18 protein-coding genes are annotated in these 15,600 nt (G+C 39.5%); 5 read left to right on the top strand and 13 right to left on the bottom strand.

The window, feature by feature from the left end; translation table 11 throughout:
* Positions 1-100 precede the first annotated feature (100 nt).
* From Q6A92_RS01980 to Q6A92_RS01945, 8 genes are all read right to left on the bottom strand, one after another.
* Positions 101-1,186, bottom strand: a complete 1,086-nt coding sequence (locus Q6A92_RS01980; RefSeq protein WP_332236853.1) for a hypothetical protein — start codon at positions 1,184-1,186, stop codon at positions 101-103.
* A 239-nt stretch (positions 1,187-1,425) separates the two neighbouring features.
* Positions 1,426-2,607 (bottom strand): glycosyltransferase, encoded by a 1,182-nt coding sequence (locus Q6A92_RS01975; protein ID WP_332236852.1) that lies wholly within the window; start codon positions 2,605-2,607, stop codon positions 1,426-1,428.
* A gap of 68 nt (positions 2,608-2,675) precedes the next feature.
* On the bottom strand, positions 2,676-2,876 hold the full coding sequence (locus Q6A92_RS01970) for a hypothetical protein (RefSeq protein WP_332236851.1): 201 nt from the start codon (positions 2,874-2,876) through the stop codon (positions 2,676-2,678).
* A gap of 26 nt (positions 2,877-2,902) precedes the next feature.
* Positions 2,903-3,556, bottom strand: coding sequence for an EcsC family protein (locus Q6A92_RS01965; RefSeq protein WP_332236850.1), 654 nt, complete (start codon positions 3,554-3,556; stop codon positions 2,903-2,905).
* A gap of 19 nt (positions 3,557-3,575) precedes the next feature.
* On the bottom strand, positions 3,576-4,313 hold the full coding sequence (locus tag Q6A92_RS01960; protein WP_332236849.1) for a helix-turn-helix transcriptional regulator: 738 nt from the start codon (positions 4,311-4,313) through the stop codon (positions 3,576-3,578).
* A gap of 143 nt (positions 4,314-4,456) precedes the next feature.
* Positions 4,457-4,714 (bottom strand): hypothetical protein, encoded by a 258-nt coding sequence (locus Q6A92_RS01955; protein WP_332236848.1) that lies wholly within the window; start codon positions 4,712-4,714, stop codon positions 4,457-4,459.
* Positions 4,715-4,730: 16 nt separating this feature from the next.
* The gene (locus tag Q6A92_RS01950; RefSeq protein ID WP_332236847.1) at positions 4,731-6,371 is read right to left on the bottom strand and encodes a recombinase family protein; all 1,641 of its coding nucleotides are present in this window, start codon (positions 6,369-6,371) and stop codon (positions 4,731-4,733) included.
* Positions 6,372-6,579: 208 nt separating this feature from the next.
* Complete coding sequence (locus tag Q6A92_RS01945) at positions 6,580-7,209, bottom strand: hypothetical protein (RefSeq protein WP_332236846.1); 630 nt, start codon at positions 7,207-7,209, stop codon at positions 6,580-6,582.
* 144 nt (positions 7,210-7,353) lie between these two features.
* On the opposite strand from Q6A92_RS01945, the gene istA reads away from it, so the two are divergent.
* The 3 genes from istA to Q6A92_RS01930 all read left to right on the top strand — a co-directional run bounded on the left by istA (position 7,354) and on the right by Q6A92_RS01930 (position 10,068).
* Positions 7,354-8,946, top strand: a complete 1,593-nt coding sequence (istA, locus tag Q6A92_RS01940; RefSeq protein WP_332236845.1) for an IS21 family transposase — start codon at positions 7,354-7,356, stop codon at positions 8,944-8,946.
* On the top strand, positions 8,943-9,716 hold the full coding sequence (istB, locus tag Q6A92_RS01935) for an IS21-like element helper ATPase IstB (RefSeq protein WP_332236844.1): 774 nt from the start codon (positions 8,943-8,945) through the stop codon (positions 9,714-9,716). Before istA ends, istB begins: the two co-directional genes overlap by 4 nt.
* A 97-nt stretch (positions 9,717-9,813) precedes the next feature.
* Positions 9,814-10,068, top strand: a complete 255-nt coding sequence (locus tag Q6A92_RS01930) for a hypothetical protein (protein ID WP_332236842.1) — start codon at positions 9,814-9,816, stop codon at positions 10,066-10,068.
* 56 nt (positions 10,069-10,124) lie between these two features.
* Here Q6A92_RS01930 and Q6A92_RS01925 read toward each other — a convergent pair whose 3' ends face one another.
* The 5 genes from Q6A92_RS01925 to Q6A92_RS01905 form a co-directional block, all read right to left on the bottom strand.
* Positions 10,125-12,035, bottom strand: a complete 1,911-nt coding sequence (locus Q6A92_RS01925) for a hypothetical protein (RefSeq protein WP_332236841.1) — start codon at positions 12,033-12,035, stop codon at positions 10,125-10,127.
* A gap of 121 nt (positions 12,036-12,156) precedes the next feature.
* A complete protein-coding gene (locus tag Q6A92_RS01920) occupies positions 12,157-12,765 on the bottom strand; it encodes a hypothetical protein (RefSeq protein WP_332236840.1) in 609 nt (202 codons plus the stop codon).
* A 50-nt stretch (positions 12,766-12,815) separates the two neighbouring features.
* Positions 12,816-13,028, bottom strand: coding sequence for a hypothetical protein (locus tag Q6A92_RS01915; RefSeq protein ID WP_332236839.1), 213 nt, complete (start codon positions 13,026-13,028; stop codon positions 12,816-12,818).
* Between the two features lie 164 nt (positions 13,029-13,192).
* Entirely contained in the window at positions 13,193-13,492 is a 300-nt protein-coding gene (locus tag Q6A92_RS01910; RefSeq protein ID WP_332236838.1) for a hypothetical protein, read from the bottom strand.
* A gap of 19 nt (positions 13,493-13,511) precedes the next feature.
* Positions 13,512-14,003: a JAB domain-containing protein gene (locus Q6A92_RS01905; RefSeq protein WP_332236837.1), complete on the bottom strand. Its 492-nt coding sequence runs from the start codon at positions 14,001-14,003 to the stop codon at positions 13,512-13,514.
* A 271-nt stretch (positions 14,004-14,274) separates the two neighbouring features.
* On the opposite strand from Q6A92_RS01905, the gene Q6A92_RS01900 reads away from it, so the two are divergent.
* Together Q6A92_RS01900 and Q6A92_RS01895 are read left to right on the top strand one after the other, a co-directional pair.
* Positions 14,275-14,931 carry a hypothetical protein gene (locus Q6A92_RS01900; RefSeq protein ID WP_332236836.1) on the top strand — a complete coding sequence of 219 codons (657 nt, stop codon included), beginning with the start codon at positions 14,275-14,277 and terminating at the stop codon, positions 14,929-14,931.
* Positions 14,918-15,466 carry a hypothetical protein gene (locus Q6A92_RS01895; protein WP_332236834.1) on the top strand — a complete coding sequence of 183 codons (549 nt, stop codon included), beginning with the start codon at positions 14,918-14,920 and terminating at the stop codon, positions 15,464-15,466. The genes Q6A92_RS01900 and Q6A92_RS01895 overlap by 14 nt, the downstream gene beginning before the upstream one ends.
* Positions 15,467-15,600: the final 134 nt, after the last annotated feature.

Below are 15,600 nucleotides of genomic sequence, written 5' to 3'. Positions count from 1 at the left end.
TTCGACATTCGACAAAAAAATCCTTCATTATTTTACAAAATATATTACCAATACATTCAGAAAGTAGCAAAATTGTGGGGTAAGATGATATTTTTGAATTCTAATACCGCCGCATTTTCAGATCTCTTCTCTGTAATTTATCATCAAAAAAGACTAAATCAAAGGAATCTTTGCTGTTCATGTAGATAAGAAAATTTCTTTTTATTGGATCCGATGAAACAAATGTTCCACCACCATTACTATCCGCCTTTACAGTTGCTGAGTAGAGGTAGAGCTTGTATGCATTCTTGCCCAGAGGCTCAAGCTTATATTTTGTCATCCCTGGAAGGCCACTCACTAGAGAAGTATCTACTGTAACGAATCCATCTTTTGAAAAAGAAATTTGAATCAGGGTATGTGTATTGTCCAGTAAGTCCTTTTTTTCATATTTCCAATTACCGATAAGAAGCGGATTGTCTACAGTTTTTTTAGGTTTCTGTAGCGGCCACTTTTTATATATGTAATCAATGTAAGACATTTTGGCGTTGGAGTCGTCAGCTGGGAATGATTGAAATTGCTCTGAGGTTTTCCCGCCAAGTTGATAATCACTATCAAATGTTGCGCCCTTCATGATATCGACATAGATCGTTCCATCTACATTGCTAATGGAATAGTTATAGTCAGTAAATGTCTGTTTCCCATTTTGATTTCCGTTTTCTGGCACATACACAGAAGCCCCATTATCATCTGTAATTGATGCTCTTATTCCATTAGGCAACATGACAAGTGTGTATGCTCCATCCACGTAGGTTTTTGTATGATCTGCATCTGTGTAAAATTGCCGACCTTTATCACCCCAGGATTTCAAATCCGGATAAATGACTTTGGGCCTTATGGAACCCGTGGGATCAAAGTTAACTGCTTTTTGATTTGCATTTGAAGAGTTAGTACTCTTTTCTAAGGATTTATTAGAAGTGTTATTGGGTAAATATCCACTTATTTTTTGAGTTACGCTTTTTTGAAGTGAAGATGATTTGAAATACGTTACAAGACTCGCACTCATAAAAGCAGTACCCAGTAAAAACATAATGGCGATTCCTGCACTCACTCCTTGTTTATTTTTCACAATTTTAGTGATCGTCATTGCAATATAAATGATGAAAAAGAAAACACCTGCTGCAAAAAGATAATACGGTAATTTTTCCAATGTTAAGGACCGCCTTTTAGTTCGTTTTTTTGTTTTAAATTCGGTTCTTGTACATGAGGCATTTATAAAAAAAATGACAAGCATGATTCGATTGCTTGCCACAAAATTTATTTTTCATGTCTCTCTTCAGCTGCACTAGCTCATTCAATGTCTAATCGGAATTCGTCATGATTCTTGCATTCTTTCTTAACTTTAATCATCTGCGTCATTTTCTCTGTTAGACCTACAACAAATACAAATCAGTCATTATTCATAAAATATTGGTGATAGTCTACAGTTTGAATGATTTTCTGTGCCCGATTTAGCCAGGTATGTGATTCGATCACTTTAGTCCTGCCAAACTCTGAAATTTGCTGTAGCTTATCTCGATTTTTCAACAAGTTTTCTATTCTTATACCAAGATCGTCATGCACGGAATACGTTAACAATTCTTCCTGTTTAAAGTTGTCCCGGAAAAAGCCATTGTCATTCACTAAACTGACAGCACCTTGAGACATGGCGCTAAAAACGCGTTCATGGCCCCCATATGTAAAGTTCGGCATAACTGTAAGTACTAATTTAGACTTTCCCATTTTTGCTTTTATTTTTTCATAGCTCATGGCTGGATAAAACCGTATGCCCGGTATCTTTTTAGATAGGCTCTCCCACCCATTTCCATATACTTCTATTCTGAAATCTGTATGGGATAGTTGTTCGAGTGCCCTTTTTCTCCGCCAGTAACGAATGTATTGATCAATTTGCATCAGCAATTTATACAACGAACTTTGAACAATGTATCCAGGATCTATTCCTTTACTTTCAAAAACTTTTAGAACGATCTGATCCAGTGGCTGATACACTTCGTACAAGGATTGATCGATGATCTCTTCACACAACTTTGAAACTGATGTGGGGCAGGAAGTCCATGTCTTTCGTATATTTTCAGGATCGTGAAAGGTTCCTGAAAATAAAACATCAATAGGTCTGTCACTCTGTAAGTGTGGATCAGGCTGCTTGACCATCACCCCATGGGGGATAAAAACTTTTGTATAGTGCCCATTGAGATATTTTCTTAAAAAAAGTACATGATCTTGATCCACGCAAGACACAATCAAATTTTTAACTCCAGTATTCAATCTCTGTAAATGATACATCGGATGATCGACCAAAAAGGCAAAAAGCGGAATGTGAAGATGATCGTAGAGTGATTCATGATTCATCTGAATGTCGATCCCTATGGCATTAAAAGAAAAGAAAAAAGCAACTTTTTTCGTCTTCAGTATTTCTTCCAATTCACCTTGCCAATTTGTTTTTGTCAACCAAATGATCGCTGTATCATAGCCCAATTCTGAAAAAACACCGGCAATCTCATTAATAAATGCATTAAGCACAAAATATTGACTTTGCCCTTGAAAAAGGACGATTGTTTTTTCCTCACCCATAAAGAACACCTCATATTAACCACTTATTAGCTCATTGAAGTACTGAAGGAAATGTGGGTCACTTATTATCAGATAAAAGGAATAATGACTTGCTTGTTCAGGTTTTGACCTATTGTCATCTTCGTTTTCATTGCAAGTGCACCAAAAAAAAGTGACAAATAAGTCACCTTACCTTTAAAATCTGTTCTATTGATGCCAGTCACATCAAGTTCTGTCTGAAATCCTTTTAATCCACTAACCACTGATTGCAACGATCGTACCATTGCCATTGAAAAGACCTTCTTTTTTTCAATAATTAGGCATTCGGATTATCTAATCTAACAAATACTTTTTTCGCTGTCTGAGCAATGACTATATTACTGCCGACATCAATCGTTCCACCAACAGCACCCCCAACAAGTGGAACTAATTTAACCAGATTTACGACTCCATTTTGGCCAAACTTTGTGACAATTCTTCCACCGACTTTTTGATTAATTGAAGTAAGAACCTTAGCAGGGATTTTTTTGATGACATTTACAGCAACCTTTTCGCCTACTTTTATCCCGGCCCCTGAGAGCATATCGATTCCCGCTCGGCCCACTAAGCATACATAAGCAAAAGTTCGGACCTCATCATCGTGCAAATCATAATTCCGTAGATACGCAATAACCGCAATCATTCGTAATTGAATATAAATTACAGCGGTTAAGTCCGCTGGAATAGAAACTAAAGTAAGAGGTAAAGTTAATGCCCCTCCAACTCCTGTAAGAAACCCAGAAGTCCCTGCTTTAACGTGTTGCCAATGGATAAAATCATTAATGGCCGATTCAGTGTTTTGATGGTGCTTTGTCAGGTAATTCTCAGCGAGCTCAGAGGCACTAGGTATTGGTGGAAAACCATCTATTGACTTGTCATAACACCAGTCCAAGACTTGCATTGTTTTTTTTAGTGCTACTGCTGTGTCCATACCCATCATGACCTCATTATTACGTTTTTGGATTATCTTGCATCGGCGTCATACAGCGTTTCTTGAATTCCTCTTCATCGAATGAATTGGAAGCTAAGTTAAAATGCTCCGGGCTCATCTTTATCGTTAGATCTCTTTGCAGCTTGATGGGAATGGGCTTGTCTTCCCCTTGTTGATGGGGATCCCTATCCACCACTGCCGCTAAATAAAAAGCGGCATCTTTATAAATCAACCCAACGGGACAAACCTTATTCTCAATACGCTTATGACCTTCAACCCGTATGACTTGAAGTTTCTTTTTTTGATAAATGCCTTTAATAATAGTGTCCAATAAGCTGAAGATCTGAAATGCTTTTACCCCTGGCTGATAATTCATCAGCTCGTGGTTGACGAAGTTTTCAAGCCATTGAGGCTTTGACTGTAGAAAATGTGACTCTATTATGGCAAAAAGGTCCTTGCTTTCATCGTTATTTAAAACATGGCTGTCTAATACAATTTTTGAAAGGGCCACTATTTCACCTAGGTGAAGAGGCGCTGCATGAACCATTTTGTATCCTTTGGCTATCGGATCATAAATAATGTCTCTTTTGATGTAAAATCGGGCCAAATAATATCTGATATCTTGAACATCGCGTCGGATGGTTCGTTCATGAACATCAAAATGTTGGGCCAATTCACTTTTTGAGACAATGTCCCCAGTCATTAGTTTGTCATAGAAAAAGAGAATTCTTTCTATTTTGTTGCTTTCCTCTCCCAAGAGAGCCACAACCTTATCCGACTGAAACTACACGCTGTTAATTTAGCAAATACTTTGGACAGGATCTGTCCGCCTGATCCATTTCATAGGGCTTTTCTCCCCTTTTTTTCTGGAATTTCCCACATTGATAAATTCCTAGCAAATTAGGAAATATTCAGTGTGTAAATGTCGTACACTTCCTTTCCTTCTTGATCTGCAATGAGATAAATGGCAGTGTGTGAAGGTTCATGAGCAAAGAAATAGCACTTGAAAGTCGTTATGCCCTTCGGCAGTTTCGCTTTCAAGTGCTCTGATTTCAGCTGTTCTTTGTTAAAACTCATACCATCCACTAGCCATCGATCGTCATCCAAGTCTGGATAATGAGCTCGAAGATAATGCCTAAATTGTCCAATAATGTCCATTTTCCTTTACCTTCTTTCAGCAAATATCTATAAAAACGCAAAAAGAAGGGGATGGACCTTTTGGTCCATCCCCATTTACATTCAAATACTGCAGGAGCTCCTGATTAAATTGAATGCGTATCGTATCGATCGCTCGATCTTCACCGATGGTGATCTTGTCGATCAGTAGCTCCAAGAGTCGTTTCCGCTGCTCCCGAGAAGAGGATTGCTGAAAGACTTCACTAAAGCGTTTCATGGTTTCCTGTATCATCGAAACAGTAACTTCACGCTGTGATCCCTCCCTCAGAGAATCTGTAATCTGATCTAATCGAGTTTGATGCTTTGCTCGCTCTTGGTTGAGCTGCGCCAATCTCTCAGCCAGTTCCCCTTTGTTCAGGATGTTATCTTCATACAGCTCCAAGTCCTTGCTTTTTCTTTGTTCAAGCTTGTCCAATCGGTCCTGTATCTGTTTCTGCTCTTTTTTCAGCGGCTGCCAAATTTCCTTTGAATCACGATTCAAGTGGGCCACAATATCGTGAATCAGCCGTTGACTATTGACCAGTTGAGCCAGTTTTTTCATGACACATCGGTCAGCTTGATCTATTCGTACGCCATTCGAGTGACAGACTGATGTACCCTGATTCTTCCAAGCTCCACAGACGTAATATTCGATTACCCGCTTGGATCCATCTTTATTACGGTTCGTCGTTCGTCCTAGGACCATGCTTGCTCCGCATACTGGACACTTGATCAAGCCTGTCAACAAATGCTCCCCGCCATGGACGCGATTGGGCTTGTGACTTCGACTCTGCATGACGGTTTTTACCTTATCCCATTGCTCTTGGCTAATAATGGGCTGATGCTTCCCCTTGACCAAGATGGGATGTGGATTGATATCGTTACGTCGCTTTTCATTCCAGTTTTGACGTACATTATAGCGAATGACGCCGACATAGACGGGATTCATCAAAATGGTTTTGACCGTTGAGATCGAAAAGGAATTGCCCTTTTTACTTCGATAACCCTCCGTGTTCAACCGATTGACAATCGATTTGTACCCCAAGCCCGAACCGTAGAGTCTGAAAATCCTTCGAACTGTATTGGCCTCTGTCTGATTCACAACCAATTTGGTATGAATCCGTTTTTTACCCTCCGAAGGCAGCTTAACAGTATCATAACCCAGTACTTGACCGCCGTTCCATTCACCTTCTCTAGCACGGGCCAACATACCCATCTTTACGTTCTGTGCGATTGTCCCGCGCTCAAATTCCGCTATGGCAGCCATCATGTGAAATTGGAGTCTCCCTGCTGGCGTCTCCGTTTCCAAGGTTTCTGAATAGGACCGAAAAGCGATATTATGGCGATTTAGTTCTGTAACGATATTCAACAAGTCCAAAATATTTCGGGCAAGGCGGTTCATTTTCCAACAGATGACAATCTCAAACCGCCCCTGAACCGCGTCAGTTAACAGACGTTGAAGGGCCGGTCGATTTTTTGCATGACCCCCGCTGATGCCTCTGTCCGCATATTCATGAAAAATTTCGTACCCTTTTTCATTACACCATTCGTTGAGCAGCCGTAACTGCTCATCAATGCTATAGCCCTCTTCGGCCTGCTCCAATGTAGATACACGGGCATAGATGGCAACTTTCTTTTTCGTCAATGGTACATGATTCATGTACCCTCCCCCTTTCCTTCTTTTGTCGCTGTGTCAGCATGGCTTTGATCAGCAATATATGTGGAAATGACCTCAGAAAGAATGTCCACAAACAGATCCACTCTTGATGCCTGAGTATCATTGTGCATAGAGCCTCATTCCTTATCGAAAAAATAATATATATTTGATTAGTGCTGTAAACAAAAAAACTATGCCTTAAATCGAATGATCAAAACGGAATAATATCGTCAGTTTCGTCTGTATCGTCTATGTGATCGATATTGACAGTATTGCTGATGCCTCGTTCTTTCCTCTCAATGGTGATTTCTTTCGCTTGCCCAGTAGGACGAATGTCATATTCAATGCCGATGTCATTAAGATTCGATTTTATTTCATTCAATCGTCTGCTTAAATAATTTGGAGCTGAAGGCCAAGCTTTCTGATGCGTATCAATGCGCTCGTTAAATGCAAGCCCCTGAAGTTTTGTGAACAGTTCAGTTACTGTTCCATGCCAATTTGGTTTTTGCGCCATTAACACTCTGATTGCAGTAGCAACAGGGTGTTCATTCAGTGCTTCTTCATTTGCATACTGTTGATTTGCCTTGTATGCTTCAATGAAGGAATCTCCTCCGTAGCCCAAAACCTCTGCAATGGCATACCCCCATTTGGCGAAGTCAGCCATTCTTGGCAGGGTATCAAGCTTGACTTGAGGATATAAATCTATCGCTTTTGAAAGGATCGTCAGTGCTCCCCCAAGAATTTTGGGCAAATCACCGGCAAAATCCTTCCAAACCTGATGTTCTTCAATTCGAGTATCTTCATCTATTCGATCAAGCCCTATAATGAGAGATCGATCCAAAAGGTCTGCTTCTGTAACCGCGATATTGATCCCGTTTGTTTGTAGTAATTTAAAAGTACCCCACCAAAGTCATTAAAAATTCCCCCACTCTATTATAAAATGAACCCACAAAGGATGATGTCTTCTTGTGGGGAGATTGGGATGATGATGACTTTGAAACAGAAACAAGAAATTCTATTAATGTACTTGAGGGAGGGAAAGTCTCAAAGAGAGATAGCGCGAGATACAGGTATTGATCGTAAAACCATCCGGAAATATATCAACACCTATGAACAAAAGTTAGCTGAACTGGAAGAAAGGAATATTCCTGTAGACCGGGAAGAACTAATTCAGGAGTTAATTGAAGCACCTAAGTATCCTTCTAATGTCCGAAAAAAACGTGTCCTGACTGGGGGTATTGAAGGAAAGATTATCGGTTATCTTCAGGAGAATAAGGAAAAACGGGCAAGGGGACTTCACAAGCAACAGAAAAAGATTACGGATATTTATGAAGCACTGGTTGCAGAGGGAATAAAAGTCAGTTATAGTACGGTTCTTCGAACCGTTCGACAACTGGAGAAAAAAGTGAAGGAAGCTTATATTAGGGGATTCTATCAACCTGGGGATATCTGTGAATTTGACTGGGGTGAAGTAACGATCAACATTGCAGGCCATTTAAGAATCCTTCAGATGGCAGTTTTCACATCCGCCTATGGCAATTATCGAATGGCCTATCTTTTCTCAAAGCAAAAAACTGAATGTTTTCAGGAAGCCCATGCCCTGTTCTTCCAGAAAGTAGGCGGTGTGTACCGGACTATGATTTATGACAACATGAAGGTTGCCGTCAGACGATTTGTTGGGAAAAACGAAAAGGAGCCAACCGAAGGTCTGCTCAAACTCTCCCTCTACTATGGTTTTGGCTTTCGTTTCTGCAATATCCGTAGGGGAAATGAAAAAGGACACGTGGAACGGAGTGTTGAAGTGATTCGGAGGAAAGCCTTCGCTTTTCGTGATTCTTTCGAAACGCTCGAAGAGGCAAATACTTATCTTTATTCGGTTTGTGAACGATTAGCTGAGAAACCGCAATCTGAACGTGAAAATCAAACGGCTAAAGCTTGCTTAGAGACCGAACAAGCTTACTTTCCTCCCCTTCGTCCGTCTTTTGATGCCGCTCGATGTGTCGAAGCACGGGTGGATAAATATGCGACTCTTGTCATCGACCAAAGCCATTACTCCGTTCCGGATCACTTAGTCGGAGAGATGGTCCACGTGAAAATCTACACCAATCGAATCTGGTGCTATTACGACGGAGAAAAAATAGCGGAACATCAACGCCTGGCTGGTAACCATGAGTGGAGCCTGCACCTAGATCATTATGTCCGTACGCTAATGAAAAAGCCCGGTGCACTGGCTGGTAGCGCAGCCCTGCAGCAGGCAGATCAAAGAATACAATCCATTTATCACACTTATTATATCAATCATGAACGAGAATTTATAGAACTGATCCAGTACATCAAGGATGGTGCTGCGCTGGGTGAGGTGGAGCAAAGCATCCAGACTCTCTGCAGGATTAATCCCAGCCATGTCACAACAGATAAGATTAAGATCCTCTGTGCCAGAAATCAGGTCCAGAAATGGGTTATCTCTTCAGGTTCGGAAGAAACTCGGGCAATTAGTGAACAGGCTAAAATTCATCTCAAACTGTATGATGAACTCTTTCATACAGAAACTGTGGGCCAACTGGAGGAGATCCAATGAATCGTCATGAGGAACAGACAGAGCATATTTTACAATATTGCCGAGATATAAAATTACCAACAATTCGCCAATGTTTTGAGAAAGAAATTGAGGATGCCGCGCAGCAGGATGTAAGTTACGCAAAATTTCTCGCCCAACTTCTGCAGAAAGAGTGGGATGCCCGACGGGCAACTGCTCAGTATAACCGCATTAGACGAGCAGAATTTCCATACAAGAAGTATCTAGAAGACTTATCTATTACTGATCTTCCAGAGGATGCACAGAAAAAATACCATCTTCTTAAGACACTTAAATTTATCGAAGAAGGGCGGAACCTGATTCTAGCCGGTAATCCTGGGACCGGAAAAACACATACAGCCATCGGGCTGGGAATTACAGCCTGCGAAGCTGGGTATCGGGTTTGGTTTACGACCGTGCCTCTGCTTATCAATCAAATGAAAGAATGCAGATCGGACAAAACGTTGCGCAGTTTTCAGATGCGTTTTGAAAAATATGATCTAGTCATCGTAGATGAACTGGGCTATATTTCTTTCGACAAGGAAGGTGCCGAACTTCTCTTCACCCATCTGTCCCTTCGGGCAGGGCGAAAATCAACGATCATCACAACCAATCTATCGTTTGAAAGATGGGGAGAAATTTTTCAGGATCCTGTGATGACCGCTGCGATGATAGACCGATTAACTCACCAGGCCTATCTGGTGAATATGAACGGGAATTCTTACAGAATGAAGGAAACAAAGGAATGGCTTAAGGAGCAGCAGCTAAACTAGGCTTTAAAACCAGATCATGAAAAGAGGAAAATGAATGGGGCAAATGACCGCTACCGAGATTTTTCAGTTCATCCGTTCTTACGGATGGGAACCTGAGATGGAAGAAATTGTCCAATGGCTGAAAGAAAATTCCCTGATTCAGGCTGATTCAGAAGGAATCATGGATGAAAGATGGATGTATCGTTTTAACGACTGGCGTCGTATTAAAGGTACAGCTAACGAACCGGGCATTGATCCACAGACAAAAATAGACCGTCTTCTGGAGAAAATTGATCATTTAAAAAAGGAGATCGAAGATCTGAAAGAAAAAAATCTTCAACTGGAAAAACAACTGGGATTAGACCCATTTTAATTAGTGAAACTGTCCTTTGATTCCCCTGCTCAATCAAGAACCAGGTGGGGGAATTCTTAATGACTATGTGGGGGATTTTTCAATTGACAATTACACCCGTTGAGTGCGACGCATCTTTTTATATCGAGAACAACATCATCCGCATCAGTATATAAGCGTCGTTTGGAAATACCACCGCCCGTTGATGCTACACAAAGAAGATTACTTTGCTCTTTGGTCAACGCCCCCAGGTTATCAAAGCAAGGCATGTAGTTCTGTGTGAGTGTTACAGCCAAATTATCAATAGTTTTGGGTAAAACCAACAATTCAATTTTTGATGGATCGATAATTTTTTTTAACATTCGCATAGTTGTTGATTTCGCTGCCCCTTTTTCACCATTAAGGACAAGTACAACATGAGATATATCGGGGATTAAGCACGTAATTAGATATACCAATAGAAGTATTTCATCCTGTTGATTCCTAAGATGAACATGATTGAGCAGCAATCTGACATCCCCTGGAAAGAGGGGATCAGGCTGTGCCTTTGCAGAACTGCTTCTGAAAAATAGTGGAGCATCAGTATTTAGTCGTGCGCATCCTGATGCGGTTATTTTTATTTTGTCCCACTTGGCATTGGTCAGATCGTAACAGTAACCATCCGGTGATTTTGCTGCCCGTAGATTAATCGTCTGATAATGTCCGTTGCCCTCATACATGGCTTGTGACTCGAAATAAAGTGATGCTTGATTAATCGCTTCCGTCTTTGCGGTTTTTTTAAATTTACGATGGTACAGATAACGCAGCCATTGCTGAAATTCGAGGCTTCTTAAATTCCATGTTTCATAATGCCTTTGGTTTTCAAAGCACGCGAATACTTCCTTACTTTCTGTATCCAGATAATACTCGGCTTCCGAACCAATCAATACCAGTTCATCAGCCTGTGACATCTTCTCTGGCTTCCCCGATATGGTTGAGGAAATTGATCCAGGTTCGTATTTATTCCACAGCGTTCGCCATGTCTCATTTGAACAGCTATCGTGATGACACCCTGCTTTGATTAAGCCAGTCGGAAATTGAATGACATACGCTGCTTTATCAGTATGATCCGAATTCCAAGGGCAAGTTTTCAGCACATACTTTGTCGAACCATTATTCCAAGGTTCACTCCGTGCGATTTCGATACCGTGTTTCTGAAGCCACGCTTCTACGTCGATTTTTTGATTCGAAACCGGACCCTTTAATTTCGAAGATGATATAAGGCTTTCTTTCTTGCCAACCGAACTCTTCAGAAGTTTTTCAGATACGGTTTCTAAAGGAGAGGGCACTTTGAGAACCTTGGCATATCGGTGTGGCCTATCTGGCGTATTATCACCCTTGCGCGCTACTGTCCCATACAACTTCCAGATGCGCGCTGCATTGTACACCGAAGTATCGATTTTGACCTTGTTATTACTGAACAAACTGTCCAGTGCTTCCAAGATATCCTTCACCAGTTCTCGACTTTCGTCGTTATTCGGTAAATCAATCCGATATAGAAGGTGAGCACCGTTACCACTATCAGCTTGAATCGGAGCTGGAAAACCAAGTCCTGTTAGGTAAGCCTTAACTTTCCCTGCCAATACCATGGCTTCTTCATGCTCCGTGTCAGTTGATGAAATCCCCGCGGGTCTTACAGGATCAAAGTCCAACGGAACCCATCTTCTGCATTCAATGTCATCATCTGTTGTGGTGTGTTTCGACCACTGGAGTACGTGATTTGATGCTCGGGCGAGCAGTTCTTTTTTCACTGGATTTAACGTGAAATATACCCCGGGAGCATTTTTCGCATTTTGAATCGCATTCTGGGCTAGGTCATCAAGCTGATTGAAGTAACCACTTACGGTTCCTTTATTGGTGTTCATGATGCGTAGTTCGGTAACCTCATTCAGCATTTTTACCTGACCTAATGCCTTAACAATTACCTCTCGCTCTTTCGAAAAATCCATTGTTTACTGCCTCCTTATCAATCTGTACCCCCAGTTTAATCGGTTTTACAGGTAAAAAAACGGGGTAGATAGGATTTAAAGCGTCCCGATCTACCCCTTGACATACGTATATAAATATGTATTAAAATGTGGATTTGTCTATTTCTTCAAACTCTATCTGAAAACGTTCCCTTAATAATTTTTCAACATTTATTTTCTTCTTGAGTTTTATAGGCTTATTACTTAGTCCCCGCCAAAAATCTTCATTGAAGATCTTGTCTTTTCCATAATTGAAGCTGATGTCCTCCACAATGATATTCAGGCGCTTATTGACTTCATTTACAGCGATCGTTGTCACTGTATCCCCATGAACCTTTTCAAGCCCTTCAATTATTTTTTTCACTAAGTTCGCTAATTCTTCTGTGGTACTTGACTTTGATTGATCGATGAGTTCAGGATAAGCACATCTTGCAATAATTTGCGCGGGTACGGACTCCGTATCACTTTTGAGTATTTCTGATTGCTGGATATTATCTTGTACCTCTTTAATATTCTTTTGTATCGCTTCACGATTGATTTTTTTTGTGAGTAACACCCCCAATGCACCCTCGCTGACATCCTCGTGCCAATTTTTATGTTCCACAGTAAATAGCACATCCAATGCCTGATGCAACCAGCGTCTATTTTCATTTATTACTTTTTTGGTGGGGGATTCCCCGTTCTGTTTATAGTTTTGAAGTGCTTCCCCCATTGCAGGATATCTCTTTGGGGAATATGCTTTCAGCATAATGATAAGTAAAGTTAGCTCTTCAAGAGACCAGCATTCCTCATTAATTGATATTTTTTCATCATTATAATTGGATTTTTAATTATAGATCCCAGTACTACGGAAAGGAGTTTCAGGCTTTGGACTAGTTTATTTTTCATTGTATCAATAATATTACGCCCATCATCTGGATAATTAGAGGTCATGATGCAACCATAAAGCGTGCGTGTAGAATATTTTTTTGTCATATTTGCCCTTCCTTCTCATCATCTTATTAAATACATACAATAAATACTATTTACATCATTCAATACCAAAAGTCAAAAAAAATATCGTCAATATTGTCATCATCGTCACATTTTTACGATACTGACGATATTTTCATTATACAAAAAGTAAAAAATGAGGAATATTATACTCTTTCTTCAAGTATGGTGACACCATTTTCTAAACAAACAAGCAAAACAGGACTATTGTTGTCTTCGTCTAAAAAGATACTGATAATCCATTCGTCATTTTTTGAAATATATGAGCAAGTTTGGCAAACCAATCTCATTGGTAATTCGTTTTTCATTTCTTGTGAAATGAATTGCTCATCAAGTTCATCTTTATATAAATTAATAGACTCCTCTCCTACCTGACGCTTATCAACAACAATCCCGTATTTGCGCTGCATGATTTCAGCAAAGTCATTTTTATTGAAATTATACATATCTGTGCCCACCTAACACTTAGATTAATCGCTGCTCCTTGAAGGAAAGATATTTATCATCGCTGATTATGATATGATCCAGAACTTCAATACCAATAATGTTTCCAGCAGATACGAGCCTCTTCGTGATCTCCTTATCCTCCTGACTTGGCTCTACAATGCCTGACGGATGATTATGAGCGACGATTATGGAACACGAATTAGACAGAATTGCTGCCTTAAATACTTCTCGTGGATGCACAATAGAAAAATTCAAGTTGCCGATGTGGCAGATGTTGACGGACATAGGCTGATTTTTTGTATCCAGAGAAACCACGATAAAGTATTCCCTATCTCTACACTCCAAAAAGGGTTTAATACATTGATAGCTGTCTTCTGGGGAACGGATAAATCGGTTGCTGTAAAGAATACTTTTTTCTTTCACGACCCTTAGTGAAATAACACTAACACGTTTTGAACTCTTTACTGTTTGCAAATTTACAAACGATTTCTGGGTATAGTTGTTTCCCATATTTGATATCGCATCCTTGACTAATTATTAAAAAGACTTGATTATTCTTATCAGACAATTCAAGTCATTTCAAAGTAATAATATAAATTTACAAGGCGTATTTATTACGGATCTGTACCCATCATTATAGAGAGTAGCAAGCCTTGTTAAAGGGAGATAACCATAATAAGTAAAAAGAATATTGTCATTAATGTTACATTTTGTTGGTTTTGGAGGATTCTTAACTTTAAGGTAGAAGTAACCCCTAGGAAATATTTAGAAGGTGAGAAAAGTGGACGATGATAAAAGGGAGATTCTTGATCAAATAAGTGAAGAAATAGAAAATCAGGAGGATGCTGAAGAAGAATTAGACATTCAAGATAAGAAAAAGAAAGAGAGAATTGATAAAGAACGAACTAAATTGCTACAAAGCCTTGAAAATAATGAAATCAATAACTTGATAACACGGGTAGCATATCTACTAAATAAATATCCAAAAACGCGGCTTTCTGATGTTACCCTTCAGATTAAGTATTGGAGAGAATTTGATGGGGTTGACAGCGACACCCTCAATATTTATAAGGATTATTCACATTTAAAACGGCTCACATCAATCGCTAGAGCCAGAGCAAAAATCACAAACGAATATGGTCTTTTTAAAGATAGCCAACGAGTAAGAGATTACAGAAGAAGTCGCGAGGAATCGATAAAAGAAGCAATGCTGGCCAATGAACCTGGAAGCCCAACAATATCAATATTTGCTGATGAAAGCTCAAAAAATGATGAATACATTGTTGTTGGTGGATGGTGGATATTAGACTCTCATACTCAACAAGCATTTAGACACGAAGTAAAAGTTTGGAAAAAACAAAAAGTAGAAAGCGGTGTTCGGCTACCAAAGGAATTCCATTTTACGGGAAGTAAAAAAGCATCAGTTGGATATATATAAGGAATTCTTTTCGCTAATCGCACATTCATTACCAATGTCCAGCTTTAAGGCAATTGCTGTCAAAAAATCTTTGGCTCATCAAAGTATTCAGGACGTAATATTTGATATGTATTATCAATTAATCCATTTAGGCGTTGATCACGAAGTAAACACTCATCGTATAGATCTACCAAGGCAGATACTTTATCAAAAAGACGAGGAAACAGGAGAAGCATATCAATTAACTCAACTGGAAGAGCGCCTTGATGAAAGACTTCATAGGAAATATGCAAGTCGGGTCTTACTTTCAGGATTAACCACTGTGCCTTCTTATGTTAGTCCTCATATTCAAATTGCAGATCTGTTTGCTGCGGGAATTGCAAGAAAGTTGAACTTTCTTAATTCTAGCACTCATAATCATAAAGATGAACTAAGTGATTATATTTGGGACTTTCTTGAAATAAATAAGATCAAATTCCATATTAATATGCTTTCTGATGAGAACCATCAGTCAAATAATGAAAATGATATGTCTGTACTTTACATTTTTGAATGACATAAGTTCTTAAAAAAATATCTCAGTGTATATTGTAATCTCCAAAACTCACTATTGTCATATTTTCAGGAACACTTTTGACAGAAAAGCATTTGGTTATCAAAAACCAATGTTAAATCGTTTTTTTTCGGTAT

Origin of the sequence: Sporolactobacillus sp. KGMB 08714, from assembly GCF_036598985.1 — a bacterium.
Lineage (GTDB): Bacteria > Bacillota > Bacilli > Bacillales > Sporolactobacillaceae > Sporolactobacillus.
Note: the sequence above shows the minus strand (reverse complement) of the source record. Positions and strands in the feature narration are given on the sequence as shown.